The 16,345-nt window shown below is 36.3% G+C and carries 15 protein-coding genes; 4 read left to right on the top strand and 11 right to left on the bottom strand.

All coding sequences use genetic code 11. From position 1 onward, the window contains the following. Positions 1–39: 39 nt before the first annotated feature. Positions 40–903, bottom strand: coding sequence for an SDR family oxidoreductase (locus PH210_RS06585; protein ID WP_289984069.1), 864 nt, complete (start codon positions 901–903; stop codon positions 40–42). Between the two features lie 203 nt (positions 904–1,106). Between PH210_RS06585 and PH210_RS06580 the strand changes: the two genes are divergently transcribed. Then, positions 1,107–1,541, top strand: a complete 435-nt coding sequence (locus tag PH210_RS06580) for an Rrf2 family transcriptional regulator (protein ID WP_289984068.1) — start codon at positions 1,107–1,109, stop codon at positions 1,539–1,541. 108 nt (positions 1,542–1,649) lie between these two features. On the opposite strand, the gene PH210_RS06575 is transcribed toward PH210_RS06580, so the two are convergent. The 3 genes from PH210_RS06575 to PH210_RS06565 all read right to left on the bottom strand — a co-directional run bounded on the left by PH210_RS06575 (position 1,650) and on the right by PH210_RS06565 (position 3,219). Next, the gene (locus PH210_RS06575; RefSeq protein WP_289984067.1) at positions 1,650–1,823 is read right to left on the bottom strand and encodes a hypothetical protein; all 174 of its coding nucleotides are present in this window, start codon (positions 1,821–1,823) and stop codon (positions 1,650–1,652) included. A 409-nt stretch (positions 1,824–2,232) separates the two neighbouring features. After that, positions 2,233–2,496 carry a CPCC family cysteine-rich protein gene (locus PH210_RS06570; RefSeq protein ID WP_289984065.1) on the bottom strand — a complete coding sequence of 88 codons (264 nt, stop codon included), beginning with the start codon at positions 2,494–2,496 and terminating at the stop codon, positions 2,233–2,235. Positions 2,497–2,778: 282 nt separating this feature from the next. Continuing rightward, positions 2,779–3,219 (bottom strand): SRPBCC family protein, encoded by a 441-nt coding sequence (locus PH210_RS06565; protein WP_289984064.1) that lies wholly within the window; start codon positions 3,217–3,219, stop codon positions 2,779–2,781. Between the two features lie 449 nt (positions 3,220–3,668). Between PH210_RS06565 and PH210_RS06560 the strand changes: the two genes are divergently transcribed. After that, positions 3,669–3,920 (top strand): hypothetical protein, encoded by a 252-nt coding sequence (locus PH210_RS06560; protein WP_289984062.1) that lies wholly within the window; start codon positions 3,669–3,671, stop codon positions 3,918–3,920. Between the two features lie 298 nt (positions 3,921–4,218). On the opposite strand, the gene PH210_RS06555 is transcribed toward PH210_RS06560, so the two are convergent. The 7 genes from PH210_RS06555 to PH210_RS06525 all read right to left on the bottom strand — a co-directional run bounded on the left by PH210_RS06555 (position 4,219) and on the right by PH210_RS06525 (position 14,528). Beyond that, the gene (locus PH210_RS06555) at positions 4,219–5,184 is read right to left on the bottom strand and encodes an ABC transporter ATP-binding protein (protein ID WP_289984061.1); all 966 of its coding nucleotides are present in this window, start codon (positions 5,182–5,184) and stop codon (positions 4,219–4,221) included. Beyond that, positions 5,181–6,158 (bottom strand): ABC transporter ATP-binding protein, encoded by a 978-nt coding sequence (locus tag PH210_RS06550; RefSeq protein ID WP_289984058.1) that lies wholly within the window; start codon positions 6,156–6,158, stop codon positions 5,181–5,183. Before PH210_RS06550 ends, PH210_RS06555 begins: the two co-directional genes overlap by 4 nt. Before the next feature lie 10 nt (positions 6,159–6,168). Continuing rightward, positions 6,169–7,092, bottom strand: a complete 924-nt coding sequence (gene opp4C / locus PH210_RS06545; RefSeq protein ID WP_289984056.1) for an oligopeptide ABC transporter permease — start codon at positions 7,090–7,092, stop codon at positions 6,169–6,171. A 12-nt stretch (positions 7,093–7,104) separates the two neighbouring features. Then, positions 7,105–8,061 (bottom strand): ABC transporter permease, encoded by a 957-nt coding sequence (locus tag PH210_RS06540; protein ID WP_289984055.1) that lies wholly within the window; start codon positions 8,059–8,061, stop codon positions 7,105–7,107. A gap of 52 nt (positions 8,062–8,113) precedes the next feature. Next, positions 8,114–9,784: an ABC transporter substrate-binding protein gene (locus tag PH210_RS06535; RefSeq protein WP_289984428.1), complete on the bottom strand. Its 1,671-nt coding sequence runs from the start codon at positions 9,782–9,784 to the stop codon at positions 8,114–8,116. 1,534 nt (positions 9,785–11,318) lie between these two features. After that, a complete protein-coding gene (locus PH210_RS06530; protein ID WP_289984053.1) occupies positions 11,319–13,439 on the bottom strand; it encodes an arylsulfatase in 2,121 nt (706 codons plus the stop codon). Between the two features lie 129 nt (positions 13,440–13,568). Further along, positions 13,569–14,528: a formylglycine-generating enzyme family protein gene (locus tag PH210_RS06525; protein WP_289984052.1), complete on the bottom strand. Its 960-nt coding sequence runs from the start codon at positions 14,526–14,528 to the stop codon at positions 13,569–13,571. A 258-nt stretch (positions 14,529–14,786) separates the two neighbouring features. On the opposite strand from PH210_RS06525, the gene PH210_RS06520 reads away from it, so the two are divergent. Further along, positions 14,787–15,683 carry a LysR family transcriptional regulator gene (locus PH210_RS06520; protein ID WP_289984051.1) on the top strand — a complete coding sequence of 299 codons (897 nt, stop codon included), beginning with the start codon at positions 14,787–14,789 and terminating at the stop codon, positions 15,681–15,683. Positions 15,684–15,926: 243 nt separating this feature from the next. Continuing rightward, entirely contained in the window at positions 15,927–16,160 is a 234-nt protein-coding gene (locus PH210_RS06515) for a hypothetical protein (RefSeq protein WP_289984049.1), read from the top strand. The last annotated feature ends 185 nt before the right edge of the window (positions 16,161–16,345 follow it).

Raw genomic sequence — 16,345 nt, 5'->3', positions numbered from 1 at the left:
CGACTTGATGTCGGTTCTGTTAAGTAAATTTTATTTTGTTTATGAAATTACATTAACAAGTTGGTTGAGTGCTTCGTTAATTGGAGTAACTGGACGACCAAGAACTTTCTCAAAATCATTGCTTTCAACTTCTAGTGAACCGTTGCGAATGCTTTCTTGAATTCCTACTACAATCGGAATCACAAAATCAGGCAAACCTAAACCTTTCATGATCTCTGCATATTTTTCGTCACTTACTTGTTGTACAGGTATTTCTTTACCCAATACATTACCAAGAGCAGATGCCAATTCTTCTTGAGTTAAAAGTGGACCAGAAAGTTCATAAACTGTATTTTCGTGACCGTTTTCAACAAGAACTGCTGCAGCAGCATCTGCGTAATCTTGTTGCAGTGCCCAACCTACTTTACCTTCTCCAGCAGAAGTTACCCATGGAGCTCCTGCAATAGCACCTTGAATGCTTCCAATTTCGTTTTCCAAATACCAATTGTTACGTAAGAAAGAATATGGGATACCCGTTTTAATGATGGCTGCTTCTGTCGCAACATGAGGTGGAGACATTAAATTTTTGCTTTCTGTTGCATTGGCTAAACTTGTATAAGCAATAAATTTTACCCCTGCACGTTCAGCTGCTTGGACAGCATTAGCATGTTGTTGGATTCTTGTTTCATTGTCACCATCGGCAGAAATAATTAATAATCGGTCAATCCCTTTAAAAGCATTATCTAATGTTTCTGGACGGTCAAAATCACCTTGACGAACTTCCACTCCACGATTACGAAGTCCTTCTGCTTTCTCTGGATTTCGGACACTCACCACCAAATTACTTACAGGTACAGATTTCAACAATGATTCTACAACCTTGGAACCTAATTTTCCTGTTGCTCCAGTTACTAAAATTTTCATTAATATTCCCTCCAGTTAAATTTTATCTGTAACAATATCAATTACATGTATTCATTTTAGTTACATGTGGTCGATTTGTCAACAGGCAAAATAATATATATTATTTTGTTCGTATTTTGGTATAATAAACTTGTAATCAAAACAATTACATGATGAAGAAATAAAATAATATAAGGATTAGTTAAAAGGGGTGGTGACTGAACATGTCCATCAGCAGTCGATTTGCAGTAGGAATTCATATATTGGCTCTAATTAAATTAAATAATGAAGGAGTAACATCTTCTGAATTTTTAGCTACGAGTGTTAACACGAACCCAGCCGTTATAAGAAAACTAATGGGAATGCTAAAAAAAGCTGGTTTGATAGAGGTACACCCAGGAATTGCAGGTGCTAAACTCGCAAAGGAATTATCTTGTATCACTCTGTTCGACGTATATAAGGCAGTGAATGTTGTACAGGAGAAAGAGTTGTTTAGCATACATGAAAGTCCACATCCTGATTGTCCCGTAGGTAGGAACATCCAAAATACAATTGAACCATTATTCACAGCAGCACAATTGGCAATGGAGAAGGTTTTAAGAAATGTTACATTAGAAGATGTTGTGAGAGATATTGCTACTAAAGAAAATATCTGTTAGAAAGGGCATTCCAAAGGAATGTCTTTTCTCTTTCTTATTCAACTAACCTGCTCCGTTACTTGAATAAGAAAAAAACGATCCTTCGTTATGGAAGCATCGCAGCCGTCATTATTCCTCGGTTGGTTTTTCATTTTTATAAAATTCTTTTGGCTTTTCCAATTCTTCCTGATGGCGATTCGTCCAACTGTTTACAAAACTCGGTAGCGGGTTCTCTTCTTTCTGTTGTTTCCTCTTGTTTAGCCATTCCCGAATCCGTCTACGCAACCTTGACCGTTTCTTCAACGTTTCTCCCCCAATCACCTTCATATTTCTCCTTCGGCAATCCAACGGGTTTCCATTCCGTGTTTCACAAGTGGTGTATGTTTTAATTTTAACAGGTTAGTGGCAATAAAGACAAAAGCTATTTACCTGTGGTTACAGCATTGGCAGAGAAAAAAGCGGAAGTATCTGTTCCGCCGCCCCCTGCCGGCCTTATTTTTTTATAATGACGTTGCACTTTCCCTATCCGTAATTCAACTATTAGCATTTTCCCTGTAGGTTTTACACTCGGCAGCCTAAATGAAAAAACAGATTCTTCAACTAACCCGCCCCGTGTACACAATAAGAAAAGCTGCCAAAATGACAGCCTTGATCTTCAACTCTTGCACCTGTTACTTGAATAAGAAACATAATCATATATGCAAATGTATACTCATAACGATTTCCAGTTCGGGTCTTTAATGTCTTCTTGATTTGGTTTTCTTACAAACTTAATACTGCCTTCATCACAAGCCCCAAATTTAATAAAATTTTGTTGTGCTTGTGTTAATGAAACCTCATTTGCACCACCTTCATAATCAGAGTCTCGATATTGAAGTCCATCGTCTTCCCAAAAACAAATACCGCAAATATCATATGTTCCTGGTGGTTCTTCATCTAATGTTTTATACCCACAACAAGGACAAGTATATTTCACGAACTTCACCTCTAACTTGCAAAACCGATCGAACACAATTTAAAAATTGAAATCTATTCTTCTGATGTAGTTATATTTACACCTAAGAAAGTGCAATATCTTCCCAATGAAAGGAATGCCCCCAAGTAAAAATATACTTTGGGGCTTTTTTTCACTAGCCTGCTTCGTTAGCACAAGAAGAAAGCCGCCAAAGATGGCAGCCCTGGATATTAAACTCTTACTCCCTTTGTTTAAGTACATTAATTAGATTGTTAACATCTTTTCCTATGAAGCGATTTTTAACTAGGAGAATACTGCAATTTTACGTGCGATAGATTCTGTTAAACGAGATGCCACTTTGGGAACAGCCCATTTAATAATTGGTGTTAACACCGCACCCGATAATCCGCCTGCATGGACTTCCACCCTACAAGTCATTGTTGTTTTACTATTTACATTTTCTGAAGTAAAGTGACCGCTGCCTGTAAAATTATCTGATAAACCTTTTAGTACAAACTTAATATTTGAAGGTTCATTCCATTCGGTAATATCTACCTTCGCTTGTATTGTTTTTTTAATACCTTTCACACTACCTTCAAATGTCCAAATAGATTGCTTGTCATTTATAATTTTATGTTCTTTATAGGCCGGTACTGTCGTTGCCCATTTTTCAAGATCACTAACATAATCCCACACTGCTTGTACATCTACTGGAATTTCTACTGTATGTGTTCCTGTTGCCATTATAATTCCCACTTTCACTATGTATGAATTGTAAATTTATATTTCTACAAAATATACTTATTACATAAAAGACATAAATTTACATCAATAAATACACAGCTTTTTCCTTCTTCTAATAATCTTATTATTTTAAGAACTGAAATTTTCCAATCCTCCACAACCTGGCCCGATTGTGGAAAAAAGCTAATAATGATTGTTCAACCAAACTGCTTCGTTAACTAAATAAGAAAAGCTGCCTCAATGAAAGCTCGAATCTTTAACTCTTGCACCCTTAGCTGAAGAAGGTGGATTGTTAGGTTATAGGGTGCAGTCGATTATCAAACATTCCATTTCAATATAAAAAGATCATAATGTTTTTAATTTTTACACAATATTTACACAAATTATATACGATTAATAGTATAATTATTGAACAGGCCTACAATTGTGGTGTTTGAGGTGAATTAAAAATGAATTTCTATGAAAAGTTGCCTGAAGAGTTATTAATTCGTTTTTACTATGAAATTATTAATAATATTGAAAAAGGTATTCTTACGAAAAATATGTATTATGAAATAGGGATAATTATTTCTGTTGCTAATCGGAGAGGAATTTTCTTAGACCCACCTTCTGATTTATATGAATTAATTAATCAGCAAGCCTTAAATGATTTATTACAATCAGGACAAGTTGGTACAAGGTGTAGTTCTCAGATTGCGTAGCCCTTATTTGTTTAATTTTTCCTTGCTAATTCCCTTAAGTAGAAAGATGTAAATTTACAAAGTAAAATTTTTTTCTTTATTTAATAACCCAATTTCTCAAAATTAAAAGGAGAAATTGGGTTGTTTATTATACTCATCCATTCCAGGCTATTTGGATTGGGCGGCAACAATTTTTATATTTCCTTGTTCCCTTCATCTGGCTTTCCAGCACTTTTTTGCCTGATATTTTGATTTGCTTTATGAACAAAATACAAACATCTCCAGTCACAGCAAATCCTACTATTTGAATGTCATCACGTTATACATAATGACATGCAACAAAGTGGTCTTTGTTTACTTCACGATATTCAGGTATTTTTTCTGAACACAAATTAGTTGCTGATGGGCATCTTGATCGAAATTTACAACCGGAAGGCGGATTAATAGGACTTGGAATATCCCCTTTTAATAAAATACGTTCTCTTTTAGCCGTCGGATCTGGAATTGGAACAGCTGAAAGGAGTGCTTTCGTATAAGGGTGTAGTGGTTGATTAAATAGGTCTTCTTTTGATGCTAATTCCACAATATTACCTAAATACATAATAGCAATTTTCGTACATAAATGTTCCACCACGCTTATATCGTGGGAAATAAACAAGTATGATAGCCCATTTTCCCTTTGGAGGTCACTAAAAAGATTAATGATTTGAGCTTGAATAGATACATCAAGGGATGCAACAGGTTCATCCATTACAATGAATTCCGGATTTAAGGCCATAGCCCGGGCAATGACAATACGCTGCCTTTGACCTCCAGAAAATTCATGTGGATACCGATCAATATGGAAAGGGGATAAACCACACTTTTCCATAACCTCTAGCACATGCGCGCGGACCTCTTGTTTTGAAACAATCCCATGTTCCACCACGGCTTCACCAATGGCATCACCTACCCGAATTCTTGGGTTTAATGAACTAAATGGATCTTGGAAAACTAGTTGCGTTTGGACGCGTAAATGGCGCAGTTCTTTTTTTGAAAGATTAAAGATGTCCTGTCCCTTATATTTTACTTCTCCTCCTGTTTTATCTTGAATGCGTAATATGGTTTTGCCTATGGTTGACTTACCGCTTCCTGATTCACCTACCAGTCCGAAGACTTCCCCTTTTTTAATCGTAAAACTTACGCCATCAACTGCTTTAACTGGATCGCTAAGTTTTTTAAATAATCCCTTTGAAGAAGTATAATACTTTTTTAGATTAGAAACTTCTATTAATGTATCACTCATCTTGCACCTTCCTTATACAGCCAGCACGCCGTCTTTTGATGTTGACCCACATCCGTCAAATCAGGCTGTTTCTTACGGCAAATCCCCTGGACATGCTCACATCGATCAGCGAAATAACATCCATCTTTTAAATCTGTTAAATTAGGTACCTGACCTGCAATTGTGTATAGTCGTTCTTTTCGTTCGCCAATTACAGGTTTAGCTTGGAGTAACCCCTTTGTGTAAGGGTGCTTCGGGTCGGCGAAAAGTTCAAGAACAGGTCCTTCTTCTACTAATTTTCCTGCATACATGACAACGACATAATCTGCCATTTCAGCTACGACCCCTAAGTCATGGGTTATTAACAATATAGATGTTTTAAACTCTTTTTTAATATCTCTAAGTAAATCCAGAATTTGAGCTTGAATCGTAACATCCAGGGCAGTTGTTGGCTCGTCTGCAATAATCAGTTTCGGGTTACAACTAAGGGCAATAGCAATCATAATCCGCTGCAGCATCCCCCCACTTAATTCATGAGGATAAAGCTGGATTATTTTTTCTGCATTAGGCATTCCCAACATCGTGATCAGTTCTTTTGCTTTTTTATATGCATCCTTTTTACTTAGAAAAAGATGTTCCATAATCGGCTCTATCATTTGTTCTCCAATGGTAAAAACAGGATTTAAAGAAGTCATTGGTTCTTGAAAAATCATGCCAATCTCATTCCCTCTGAGACGGCGGATATCCTTTTTCGTTAATTGCAATAAATTATTACCAGCAAAAAGAATTTCTCCACTTTCTACTTTTCCGTTTTCAGGAATGAGTTGCATCAAAGATAATGCGGTTATACTCTTACCACATCCTGACTCGCCAACGATACAAACGGTTTCACCTTCACGGATGGAGAAGCTAACGTCATTCACTGCTTGAACGATGCCGTTTTCTGTATGAAAGTTCGTGACAAGATGGTTCACTTCTAACAACATTTCACTCATAACCCCTCACCTACCTTCTTAATTTTGGATCAAGCGCGTCTCTTAGTCCGTCTCCAAGCAGATTGATAGAAACCACTGTTAGGAATATGGCTGTCCCTGGTGGAATCCAAAGCCAAGGCCGTTTCCTGAAATCCATAAAATTATTAGCTGCATCCATCATATTTCCCCAAGATGGCGTGGGGGGAACAACACCGAGCCCGAGATAACTTAGAGCCGATTCGCTTAATATCGATCCTGCCACATTTAAGGTTGCTACCACTAGGAGGATAGGGACCGTGTTTGGTATAAGATGATGGAATATTTTTCGACGGTCACTTAAACCGAGCACCTCTGTTGCCTGCATAAAAGGCTGCTCCTTTAATGATAGAATTTGCCCCCTCACCAGACGGGCAAGACCAGGCCACCCGACGAAGCTGAGCATGATCATGATGAGGTATAGTCGATATTCTGCTGGTACCTTCCATTCAGATAGTATGGCGCCCATCATCAACAATAGTGGTAACCCAGGTATGGACATTAATATATCTGCTAATCTCATAATCACTAAATCGACGATACCACGATAAAAACCAGAGATAGCACCAAGTAAGCTCCCAATGAGAATAGATAAGAACATGGCAGCAATACCAATCGTTAAGGATATTTGTCCTGCCATCATTAATCTTGTCAGAATATCCCGTCCATAATTATCTGTCCCAAGCCAATGTGATGCACTAGGCGGCTGGTTCATATTGGCGACGTCGGTTCTGTCAAGTATGTAAGGAGAGAAATACGGCCCGATAAAACTAAGCAAAAACATAAACATCAGAAAAAACAGGCTGACCATCGCCATTTTATTCTTCTTTAATCGAAGGTAAGTTTGCTTCCATAAAGATGGTGATTTAACGATTGTCTTCGAATTTTGTTGTTTTACAAGTAAGCTTTGTGTTTCCATTTGTTTTCCCTCCTATCTTAACCGAATTCTAGGATCAACCGCTGCATAAGTAACATCTGCCAAAAAGTTTCCAATGATAGTCAGACAAGATAAAAACATTGTAAAGGCCATTAAAACGGGATAGTCGCGGAAACTAACAGATTCTAGTTGAATTCTTCCAACCCCCGGCCAATTGAAGATTTGCTCCATGATAATCGCTCCGGAAAAAAGACCGGGCAGTTCAAATGCAAGAAGTGTAATCGCTGGAAGTATCGCATTTTTTAAAGCATGTTTAAATATAACGACACGTTCCTTTAAGCCTTTTGCCCTTGCAGTTCGTATATAATCCAGGCGAATCACTTCAAGCATTCCTGTTCTAAAATATCGGGTCAAAGATCCGACACTTAAAAGTGTTAAGATTGTTACTGGAAGAATCATATGCTTTCCCACTTCAAGTAAATAGGAAACTCCTGTATTTTCACTGCCCGTTTCAATCATTCCCCCAATCGGCAAAATCTGAAGATCTACTCCAAACCATTTAATAAAGAGCAAACTAATGAAGAAGGAAGGAAACGACATCGCTGCAAACACCAAAAATGTTACAGCGCCATCAAACCAGGAATATTGTTTAATAGCGGATAATACTCCTGTTAATAATGCAATGGACCACGTTAATATGAGAGCAAAAATGGCAACAAAAAAAGAATTCCAGACATATTTATTTAAAAGTGATAGCACCTTTTCCTGATGTTTTAATGAGTAGCCGAAATCACCATGAAGAGCATTTCCGAGCCAGTTTAAGTATCTGTGTAATATAGGTTGGTCCAGGCCATAAAGAGACTTTAATTCTTGAGCCCTTTGCGGGGTCAAACTAATATTAGAATCAATGAAGTCGCCTGGAAGAATAGCAAACAAGAAGAAGATAATAAAAGATGTTCCAAATAATATCACGATCATTTGTAAAAATCGCTGTAATACATACTGTTTCATTTGAACTCTCCTAACATTGAAAGTGCCTAGCTTTTGGCCAGGCACTCAATCATTACTTTTTAATCGAAATGTTTGGTAAGCTAGCACCGATGCCTGTGTAATTATCAGGAATTAAACCTTTTATTTGACCGCTAATGGCTCTTGCACTTTGGCGGTAATGAACCAAAATGACAGGTGGATCTTCATTCAATTCTTTATATAACTCATGGTAGATTTCTTTACGTTTTTCTATATCTAATGTATTAAGCCCTTTTTTGATTAGCTCATCTACCTTTGGATTCGAATATCCGGCAGCATTATTCGGGTTACCCGTAGCAAATTCTTCTACAGGGTCACTTGGATCTAAAATTTGTGAAGTCGATACGGACGCAAAGTCATAATCTTTTTTGTTTAATTTTGCTACTAAGGCATTAAAGTCCATAATCTCAGGTTCAAATTTAATACCAATATCCTCATAATTTTCCTTAGCAATTGGGATGATGGGGTCTTCCGCCGTTCTCGTTAGGTAGTGAATAACAAATGGTTTTCCGTCTTTTTCACGGATACCATCTTTTCCTGCCTTCCAACCTGCTTGATCTAGTAATTCTTTTGCTTTTCCAGCATTAAACTCATATTTATTAATACCTTTATCGTTATAAGCCCATGAAACCTTTGAAACTGGTATATTAGCGACTTCACCATAACTTTTGAATTTGACATCTACAATCTTTTGACGGTCCAAACCATAAATAAGCGCCTGCCGAACTTTCTTATCCTTAAACTGTGGACGAGAATTATTTACATAAATAAGGCCAAAGTCATTAACTGGACCTACTCGGACATTAGCAAATCCTAAGCTTTGCAATTGTCCCACTGTATCGTCATCTGCAGAGAAGCTAGCATAATCAAGCTCTCCTGTTTCAAATAATTGAAGTGATGTCGAAGTATCGATGACTTTAAAGATTAAATTTTTTGTCTTTGGTTTCCCTGCATAATAATGTTCGTTTGCCTCATAACGGATTTCTTGTCCTGGGACATATTTGATAAATTTGTATGGACCTGCTCCAAGCGGCTTTGAATAAAGATCCTTTAAATAATCAAGTTTTCCATATTCATAGTCTTTGCCATAATAGGCTTTTGATAACACTTGACCGCCTAATAGGAGCAGCGCCTTCGCGTTTACTTCGGTGGTTGTGATTTCAATAGTCTGCTTGTTTTTTACTTTGATACCTTCAATTGTTTTCGCTTTCCCTTCTTTGTATTCCTTACCGCCTTGTATGGCAGCAAGAGATATATCTTGGTATCCTTCATAAGCTGGATCATGCAGCAATGTTAAGGTAAAGGCCACATCATCCGCTGTTACAGGAGAGCCATCACTAAATGTTACTCCATTTCTTAAATGAAACGTATATGTAAGCTGGTCACTTGATATGTTCCACTTATCTGCTAGAATTCCAACAGGCTTGCCTTCTTTATCTAGGTTAACCAATGGAGCAAAAATAGGATCCGTGGCATTCCCATCCCACCCATTTTCATAGAAATACGGTAAAAAAACACCGCCGGGGGCAGATATTCCTGCAATAAATAAATCTTTTCGGGATTTGGCCTTTTCAGGTAATGCTGAAAGGTTTGCTGCCTTAAATACTTTGACTCCTCTGTCCTTTGCAGGCGTATTTACTTTCTTTTCTGGTACAGCAGATTGTTTTGAACTTGATGAGTCTAGAGCACAAGCTGAAAGAATCATCGCTAGAAAAATAATGCTTATAAAACTTTTAAAACTCTTTTTCACTTATTTCACCCCTGTTTTTTATCTTTTAAACAACCTATTAGTCAGTCATTCTCCTTGAATGACTGGTTAAATAGATTTGTTTAATACCCTCTTGAAAAATGACCAAAAAAAATGCTAGTCCTTCTAATGTAACTATGATCTCTACATGTCACCTCCCACCAATGAGTTACATACTTTCCACATCACTGGACGTGATTTTAATAAAAAAGGCGCCTATTTGTTTGAAAAGCCTTTGGCGGTCCAATCGGCAGATTTCATCATTTTTTTCTTTCTATTCTGGTGAAACTAACAAAAAAGGCTCCTAATCTCATTTAATTGAGATAGGAGCCTTCGGTAGTCCGACCGGCTAAAAAATTTGTTTTTATAAAGGTATTCTATGAAAAGAATATAGACTAATAGTGAGGTGCAAAATCATATGCTTCTCGAATTCCATTATCCTTACTTAACCTACTAGTTTACTCGGCTTTTTTCTTTATAGACACAAATATAATACCCGCTAGAGAAATTGTCAACCTGTATTTTGAAAAATATTGGAATTACTTAAAGTCGTTACTAAAAACAAGAAAAAGGGCTGCCACAAGTTCAATTGCACTTGTAGATGGTGGTTTAACTCTGTAAGCAATTGAAACATCATGCGGGGGTCATCATTTCTGAGTATATTCTAGTGATGCTATAATAGTATAAATGACAAAAAGGTCCTTTCAATAATGAATACCCAAGTGTTAAAGGATAAACAAAGGACTCTCATAGAATGTCAGACAATATAAAAAAGGTACATCACTAGATATAGTGTTGTATCTTTTTACTTTTATAGGTTAAATAAATCCGTGAAGCAACAGAAGGTTTTAATGATTGTTGTTAAGCAACATTAGTTTACCTAATCCTACTACTAAAGTTGCCTTAGAAAAGGTATTGCAGACCTTGAAATCAGATCGATTACCGACAAATCTACTCGGTTCAGTTATGAGATCTCCTTGTTCAAAAAAATACAACACCAAATATGTAATTAATGCCTACACATGACGAAAATAAAAGGCAACTCTATAATATAGAGCCACCTGAAAAAACTGCTGTTTTTATTGTTCTATTTCTTTCAACTCCCTAAGCCATACCTATTGTATAGCTAAAGCTTCACAGGACCTAACCGAAGTGGCTACTTAAAATACTATTCGAGCAACCATTTTTGTGAAAATGTTTCGAAATCTGGTCTTCTTTTTTAGTTGCATTTCCCGTTCTCCTCCCTCGAGGTTAAATAGGGTTACTTTATAAATGGGTCATTCTTTTAGTTTTTAGAGCGTATTACAAAACCCTTGATAATCAAGGATTACCAAGAGTCTGTTTTTAATAATCCAACTAGGCTCGAACTATAGACACCTACCCCATCAAGGAACTTATAGGTTACCGTAATACAGTTCAAACCTTATAAAAGATTGTTTAATGAACATTTTTCATTTAACTAACATGTTCTACCCTATTTAAAAACTTCAACCTAATCATTTTGCAAAATAAACTCGATTTTTTGGATATTCCCTGTAAATGCGAAGTCTCCTCTATCTGCATAGTTTTTGCTTACAGGTAAATATGCATCTCGTCCAACAGATAATCCTTCCATTGAAATCAAAAACGGTAAGGTCCTTGGCATATCAACTTCTCCAACATGGTGATCATCGATAAATAGGCTGCCTTTTCCTTTAAATTGACCTGTTTTCTCAAATTCGAAACGTATCGTTGACTTTCCAACTGGTATTTCTAGATTAGATTCAATTTTATAGACAGTCCCCACATAATTATACTCATAGTATATACGGTTATTTTGAATATACATTGTATATCCACTGTTTGGACTTCCGTGCGCAATTAATACACCCTTACTTTCTTTACTTAGACAATCAATCGGTACTTTAATCTTGTAAGAACGATTAAGTATAGATGGCATTGCAAGAGTATAGCCCATGTTTGGATAGTAAGTAAACTCTGTACGATTTCTTACTCTATCATCAGGGGAGACATAAGAAAATAATTCAATCGTTTTATCAATAATTGGGAGAGCATCATATTTTTCAGCTTCTACAAACCAGATTTCCTTTAATTCATTCAGTTTCTCTGGAAACCTTTCAGCTAAATTATTGGATTGAGAAAAATCTTCAATCGTGTTATACAATTCCCATCGATCATCCTCAAAAGGTGTTCCTTTCGTATGAAAAGAGGTTGCCTTCCAGCCGTCATGCCAAATCGCTCGCTGTGCTCCCATAAGGAAGTATTGAGTTTCACGGATAGTTTGAACTTTGGGATTATCAAATGTATACTGCATGCTCTTTCCATGCAACGGCATTTGCTTAACTCCTTTGATTTCTTTAGGTGCACTTATTCCAGCCAAGTCTAGAACGGTCGGAGTGATATCAATGACATGATGGAACTGATTACGGACACTTCCAATATCCTTGATTCGATTTGGGAAATGATAAATCAAAGGAACATGAATTCCTCCGTCAAAAGTTGTTTGTTTATAGTATTTAAACGGTGTATTGCTTGCCTGAGCCCACCCACGAGGATAATTAGGGTGTGCATTTGGTCCACCAATTTCATCGATGCGATCGAACATTTTTTCAGCAGTCGTTGGAATTCCGTTATAATAAGAATCTGGTTCCAAAATCCCATCAAATTCCCCCTCCTGACTCGCCCCATTATCAGAAAGAAATACAATCATCGTATTGTCCAATTGCCCAATAGCTTCAAGAAAATCAACGAATCGACCGATCTGTTCATCTGTGTGAGTTAGGAACCCTGCATATGTTTCTTGAAATCTTTCGAAAAGTCGTTTTTCATCAGATGTAAGCTTATCCCATTCCTTCACACCAGGATTACGTTCCGCAAGCACTGTATCTTGTGGTACGATTCCTAATAATTTTTGACGTTCCAATCTTTCTTCGCGTATTTGATCCCATCCTTTTGCATATGTTCCTTTATACATATCGATATAACTTTGTGGGACTTGATGGGGATAATGCTGCGCACCAAATGCAAGATTCATAAAGAATGGTTTATCAGGAAAAATTGAAGCGTGATCAGAAATAAACTTTATTCCATGATCAACAAGATCTTCAGAAAGATGATATCCAGTTTTTTTGGGAGGCTCCACGTTATGATTATCGTAAACTAAAGTAGGTGTAAATTGATCAGAGCAAGCATCTAAAAATCCGTAAAACCGTTCAAAACCTTTTCCCAACGGCCAGTTATCAAAAGGACCAGCCGGTGTTTCTTCATATATTGGTGTTAAATGCCATTTCCCTACAGCATAAGTACTAAAATCATTTTCCTTTAGAATTTCCGCTAATGTTCCTGCTGAAGATTTGATTTTACCTCGTGAGTTCGGTACATCTGGACCTAAATCGAAATTTGCTAGAACCCCCATACCAACAGAATGATGATTTCTACCTGTCAATAAGCTTGCTCTGGTTGGGGAACAAAGTGGCGTAACATGAAAATTATTATAGCTCAATCCATTTTGTGCTAAACGATCTATATTAGGCGTCTTAATTTCCGAACCATAGCAACCTAGGTCAGAAAAACCCATATCGTCAAGGACAATGTATACAATATTATTTTTCATTTTTTCGTCTCCTTTAATCTAGAAATAAACTTATTTGTTAATCTAACTTTCATTGGGCATATTAAACTATTGAAACACCTTTAAAGTGAAATCAAAATCACTTGTTAAAATTTCTCGTGAAATGATTGATTAAGCATCTTTAGCGCAACGAAATCCCATGTGTCCAGTTGAACTGTCGGGTGTACTGGAACTACGGGAAGCTACTCGATAACGATTACAGTAAGATTCATGACAAAGATAAGAGCCACCACGTATTACCTTAGATGTTCCGTTTGGTATACCTTTGGGATTTTCTTTTGTGTCATATATATGATAGGTTGGACTAAACCAATCAGAACACCATTCCCAGACATTTCCTGAAACATTATATAAGCCATACTTATTCGGTGGAAATGATCGAGCTGGGGCAGTTCCTTTATATCCGTCTAATCTTCGATTTTCATTGGGGAATTGCCCCTGCCAAATATTTGCATAATATTGACCGTTGGGTAGTAATTCATCTCCCCAAGCATATTTTTTTTGTTCTAAACCTCCCCTAGCAGCAAATTCCCATTCTGCTTCAGTGGGCAGTCTTTTCCCTGCCCAGTTGCAATATGCTATAGCATCATTCCATGATACATGAACTACTGGATGATCAAGTCTATCTTTAAGTGTTGAATCCGGCCCTTCAGGATGTCTCCAGTTCGCACCATTAACAACTAACCACCAAGGAGTCTGTTGAACAAATTGAGTAACCTTCGTTCGTGTTTCATATGACACAAGCGAATGAAAAACAAAAGACCAGTTGTAAATTTCTGCCTCAGTTTTGTAGCCTGTATCAGATACAAACTCTTCAAATTGAGAATTAGTTACAGTACAAGCGTCTATGTAGAAAGGATCAACTTTTACTTTACGTACTGGTCCTTCACCATCGTCCTTGTACCCTTCAGGATCATCGGTTCCCATTAAAAATTCGCCACCTGGAACGTAAATTGCATTTTTGTCAGAACTCCCCTTACAACTTTTCACAACACTTAATCCTGAGGATTGAGATACAGTTGATTTTTGTTTTTTTGGCAAACAACAGCCGGATTTTTTTTCTAGTTCCATTCATACCCCTCACTTTTAGCATGATTATTTCAACAAAAAGCTTCCTGCACTGGCTATTTCGTGAAAATTTTTAAAAAATATTCACCATAAATTACACCTCCAAAACTAATTTTGGTTTGTCCATCATTTACGAATAAAAATTTTCAAAGAACGAGTAACATCTTTGAAATTAATATACTTTCTCTTTAAGTTAATATAAAGTGTAAATTAGTGAGGTTTAGTTGAATATTTTTCACTTAAATGAATCGGAGTGATCCTATGAATCTAATACAATTGGAATACTTACTTGAGGTTGCTAAAACAAAATCATTAATTAAAGCTGCTGAGAATCTTCATATTTCTCCGTCTGGTATTAGTAAAGCCATAACTAATTTAGAAATGGAACTTCAATTAAAGTTATTTAATCGTTCTAGATTGGGTGCTGAGCTTACCGAAGATGGAGAAATTATTGTAAGTAAGGCGCAGGAAATTATGCTAAAGGTCGAAGATATTTCCATTTTTGCGCATCAAAAGATATATCCTGAAAAAATCAATATATCATTATCTGTCAGTCCTAACGCTATGTTAGTAATCCCAAGCGCACTTGTTACTTATAAAAAAAAATACACTTATAGCCAAGTAGAAGTTTTTGAAAAAAATCCTAATGCAATTTTGTCCGACGTTAAAACGGAAAAGACTGATTTTGGTATTACAATATTTACTGACGAAATGGCAGCTTCTAATCCCGATTTGGAATTTGAAACCATTCTCGAAGGTGGCACAGTAATTTGTGCCAGCAAAAATTCTCCCCTTGCTTATTTAGAAAAGGTACAAATTGAGGATCTTGCTAATCAATCTTTGATTCTTACAGAAGATCCTATTTTGGCAGGGTATGCAAATGAACTGATTAACTATGTACCTAATATAAATATATTATTTACAACAAACAACGTTAATGTTATTACTGAAGCAGTATCAGAGGGTTTGGGTTTTATTATTACAATGAATTTATTTTTAAACAAACTTACTAGTATTCAAAATGGTAGCATTATTACAATTCCCTTTGTGTTTCCTCATCCATTACGCTTTTCAGTTGGAATTGTTCGATCAAGACGCAAAAAATTATCCGAACATAGTAAACAATTTATTAAAGCATTTAAACAAAATCTTCCTTGAGTCAAAACTAAATTTTTCTTAAAATGGGATTCGAGACAATTATTTAATTTTTTTATTAGCAATCTTTACCAGAAAGCGACGAGGAGAAATTCTTGCTTTAAGATGGACAACGTTGACTTTGAAAAAGGTATAATTTATGTACGCTCCTTAATTTAAGTAATAAATATGCTAAAGAGCTTATTTTTATCAACTACGAATTTTCACATGAGCCTATCAGACCGATGTCAAAGAAGTTATGATGATATGGCAGTGAACATAGAAACCATATTAAAAAAGGAACTTGAAGAGATTATTTTTCAATCACTATTAAAAAAATATCAGGATCAAAGTGATGAAAAGTTAAGAACCATAGCCACCATGTTAAGTTGGATAATCTACGGGGCTTCAATCGATTGGAAGAGGAACAGCAATAGATCACGAGAAGATTATTTGGAATATGCAAGTTTGTCTATTAGGCAGTTTTTAAGTATGGAATAGCTCAAATTTAGAAAGTTACCTCAATAAAAAGCGTTATTCCAAGTGAATTAACGCTTTTTATTCTTGTTTAGCTAACCTACTCCGTTAATGCAATAAAAAAAAGGGATCGCATCCGCCATCCCAATCTTTAACTCTTGCTTCCGTTTAACTTAAGTACAATTTTTCACAATATGATGGTCGAAGTT

The sequence above is a fragment of the Paenibacillus sp. BSR1-1 genome (genome assembly GCF_030403775.1).
Lineage (GTDB): Bacteria > Bacillota > Bacilli > Bacillales > Cytobacillaceae > Neobacillus.
The sequence above is the reverse complement of the archived record's forward strand: the minus strand, read 5'-3'. Positions and strand labels throughout refer to the sequence as shown.

Coding starts and splice junctions, on each gene's coding strand:
- PH210_RS06585 (WP_289984069.1), bottom strand. CDS start 903: ATGAAAATTTTAGTAACTGGAGCAACAGGAAAATTAGGTTCCAAGGTT.
- PH210_RS06580 (WP_289984068.1), top strand. CDS start 1,107: ATGTCCATCAGCAGTCGATTTGCAGTAGGAATTCATATATTGGCTCTA.
- PH210_RS06565 (WP_289984064.1), bottom strand. CDS start 3,219: ATGGCAACAGGAACACATACAGTAGAAATTCCAGTAGATGTACAAGCA.
- PH210_RS06560 (WP_289984062.1), top strand. CDS start 3,669: ATGAATTTCTATGAAAAGTTGCCTGAAGAGTTATTAATTCGTTTTTAC.
- PH210_RS06555 (WP_289984061.1), bottom strand. CDS start 5,184: ATGAGTGATACATTAATAGAAGTTTCTAATCTAAAAAAGTATTATACT.
- PH210_RS06550 (WP_289984058.1), bottom strand. CDS start 6,158: ATGAGTGAAATGTTGTTAGAAGTGAACCATCTTGTCACGAACTTTCAT.
- opp4C (WP_289984056.1), bottom strand. CDS start 7,092: ATGGAAACACAAAGCTTACTTGTAAAACAACAAAATTCGAAGACAATC.
- PH210_RS06540 (WP_289984055.1), bottom strand. CDS start 8,061: ATGAAACAGTATGTATTACAGCGATTTTTACAAATGATCGTGATATTA.
- PH210_RS06535 (WP_289984428.1), bottom strand. CDS start 9,784: ATGATTCTTTCAGCTTGTGCTCTAGACTCATCAAGTTCAAAACAATCT.
- PH210_RS06530 (WP_289984053.1), bottom strand. CDS start 13,439: ATGAAAAATAATATTGTATACATTGTCCTTGACGATATGGGTTTTTCT.
- PH210_RS06525 (WP_289984052.1), bottom strand. CDS start 14,528: ATGGAACTAGAAAAAAAATCCGGCTGTTGTTTGCCAAAAAAACAAAAA.
- PH210_RS06520 (WP_289984051.1), top strand. CDS start 14,787: ATGAATCTAATACAATTGGAATACTTACTTGAGGTTGCTAAAACAAAA.
- PH210_RS06515 (WP_289984049.1), top strand. CDS start 15,927: ATGGCAGTGAACATAGAAACCATATTAAAAAAGGAACTTGAAGAGATT.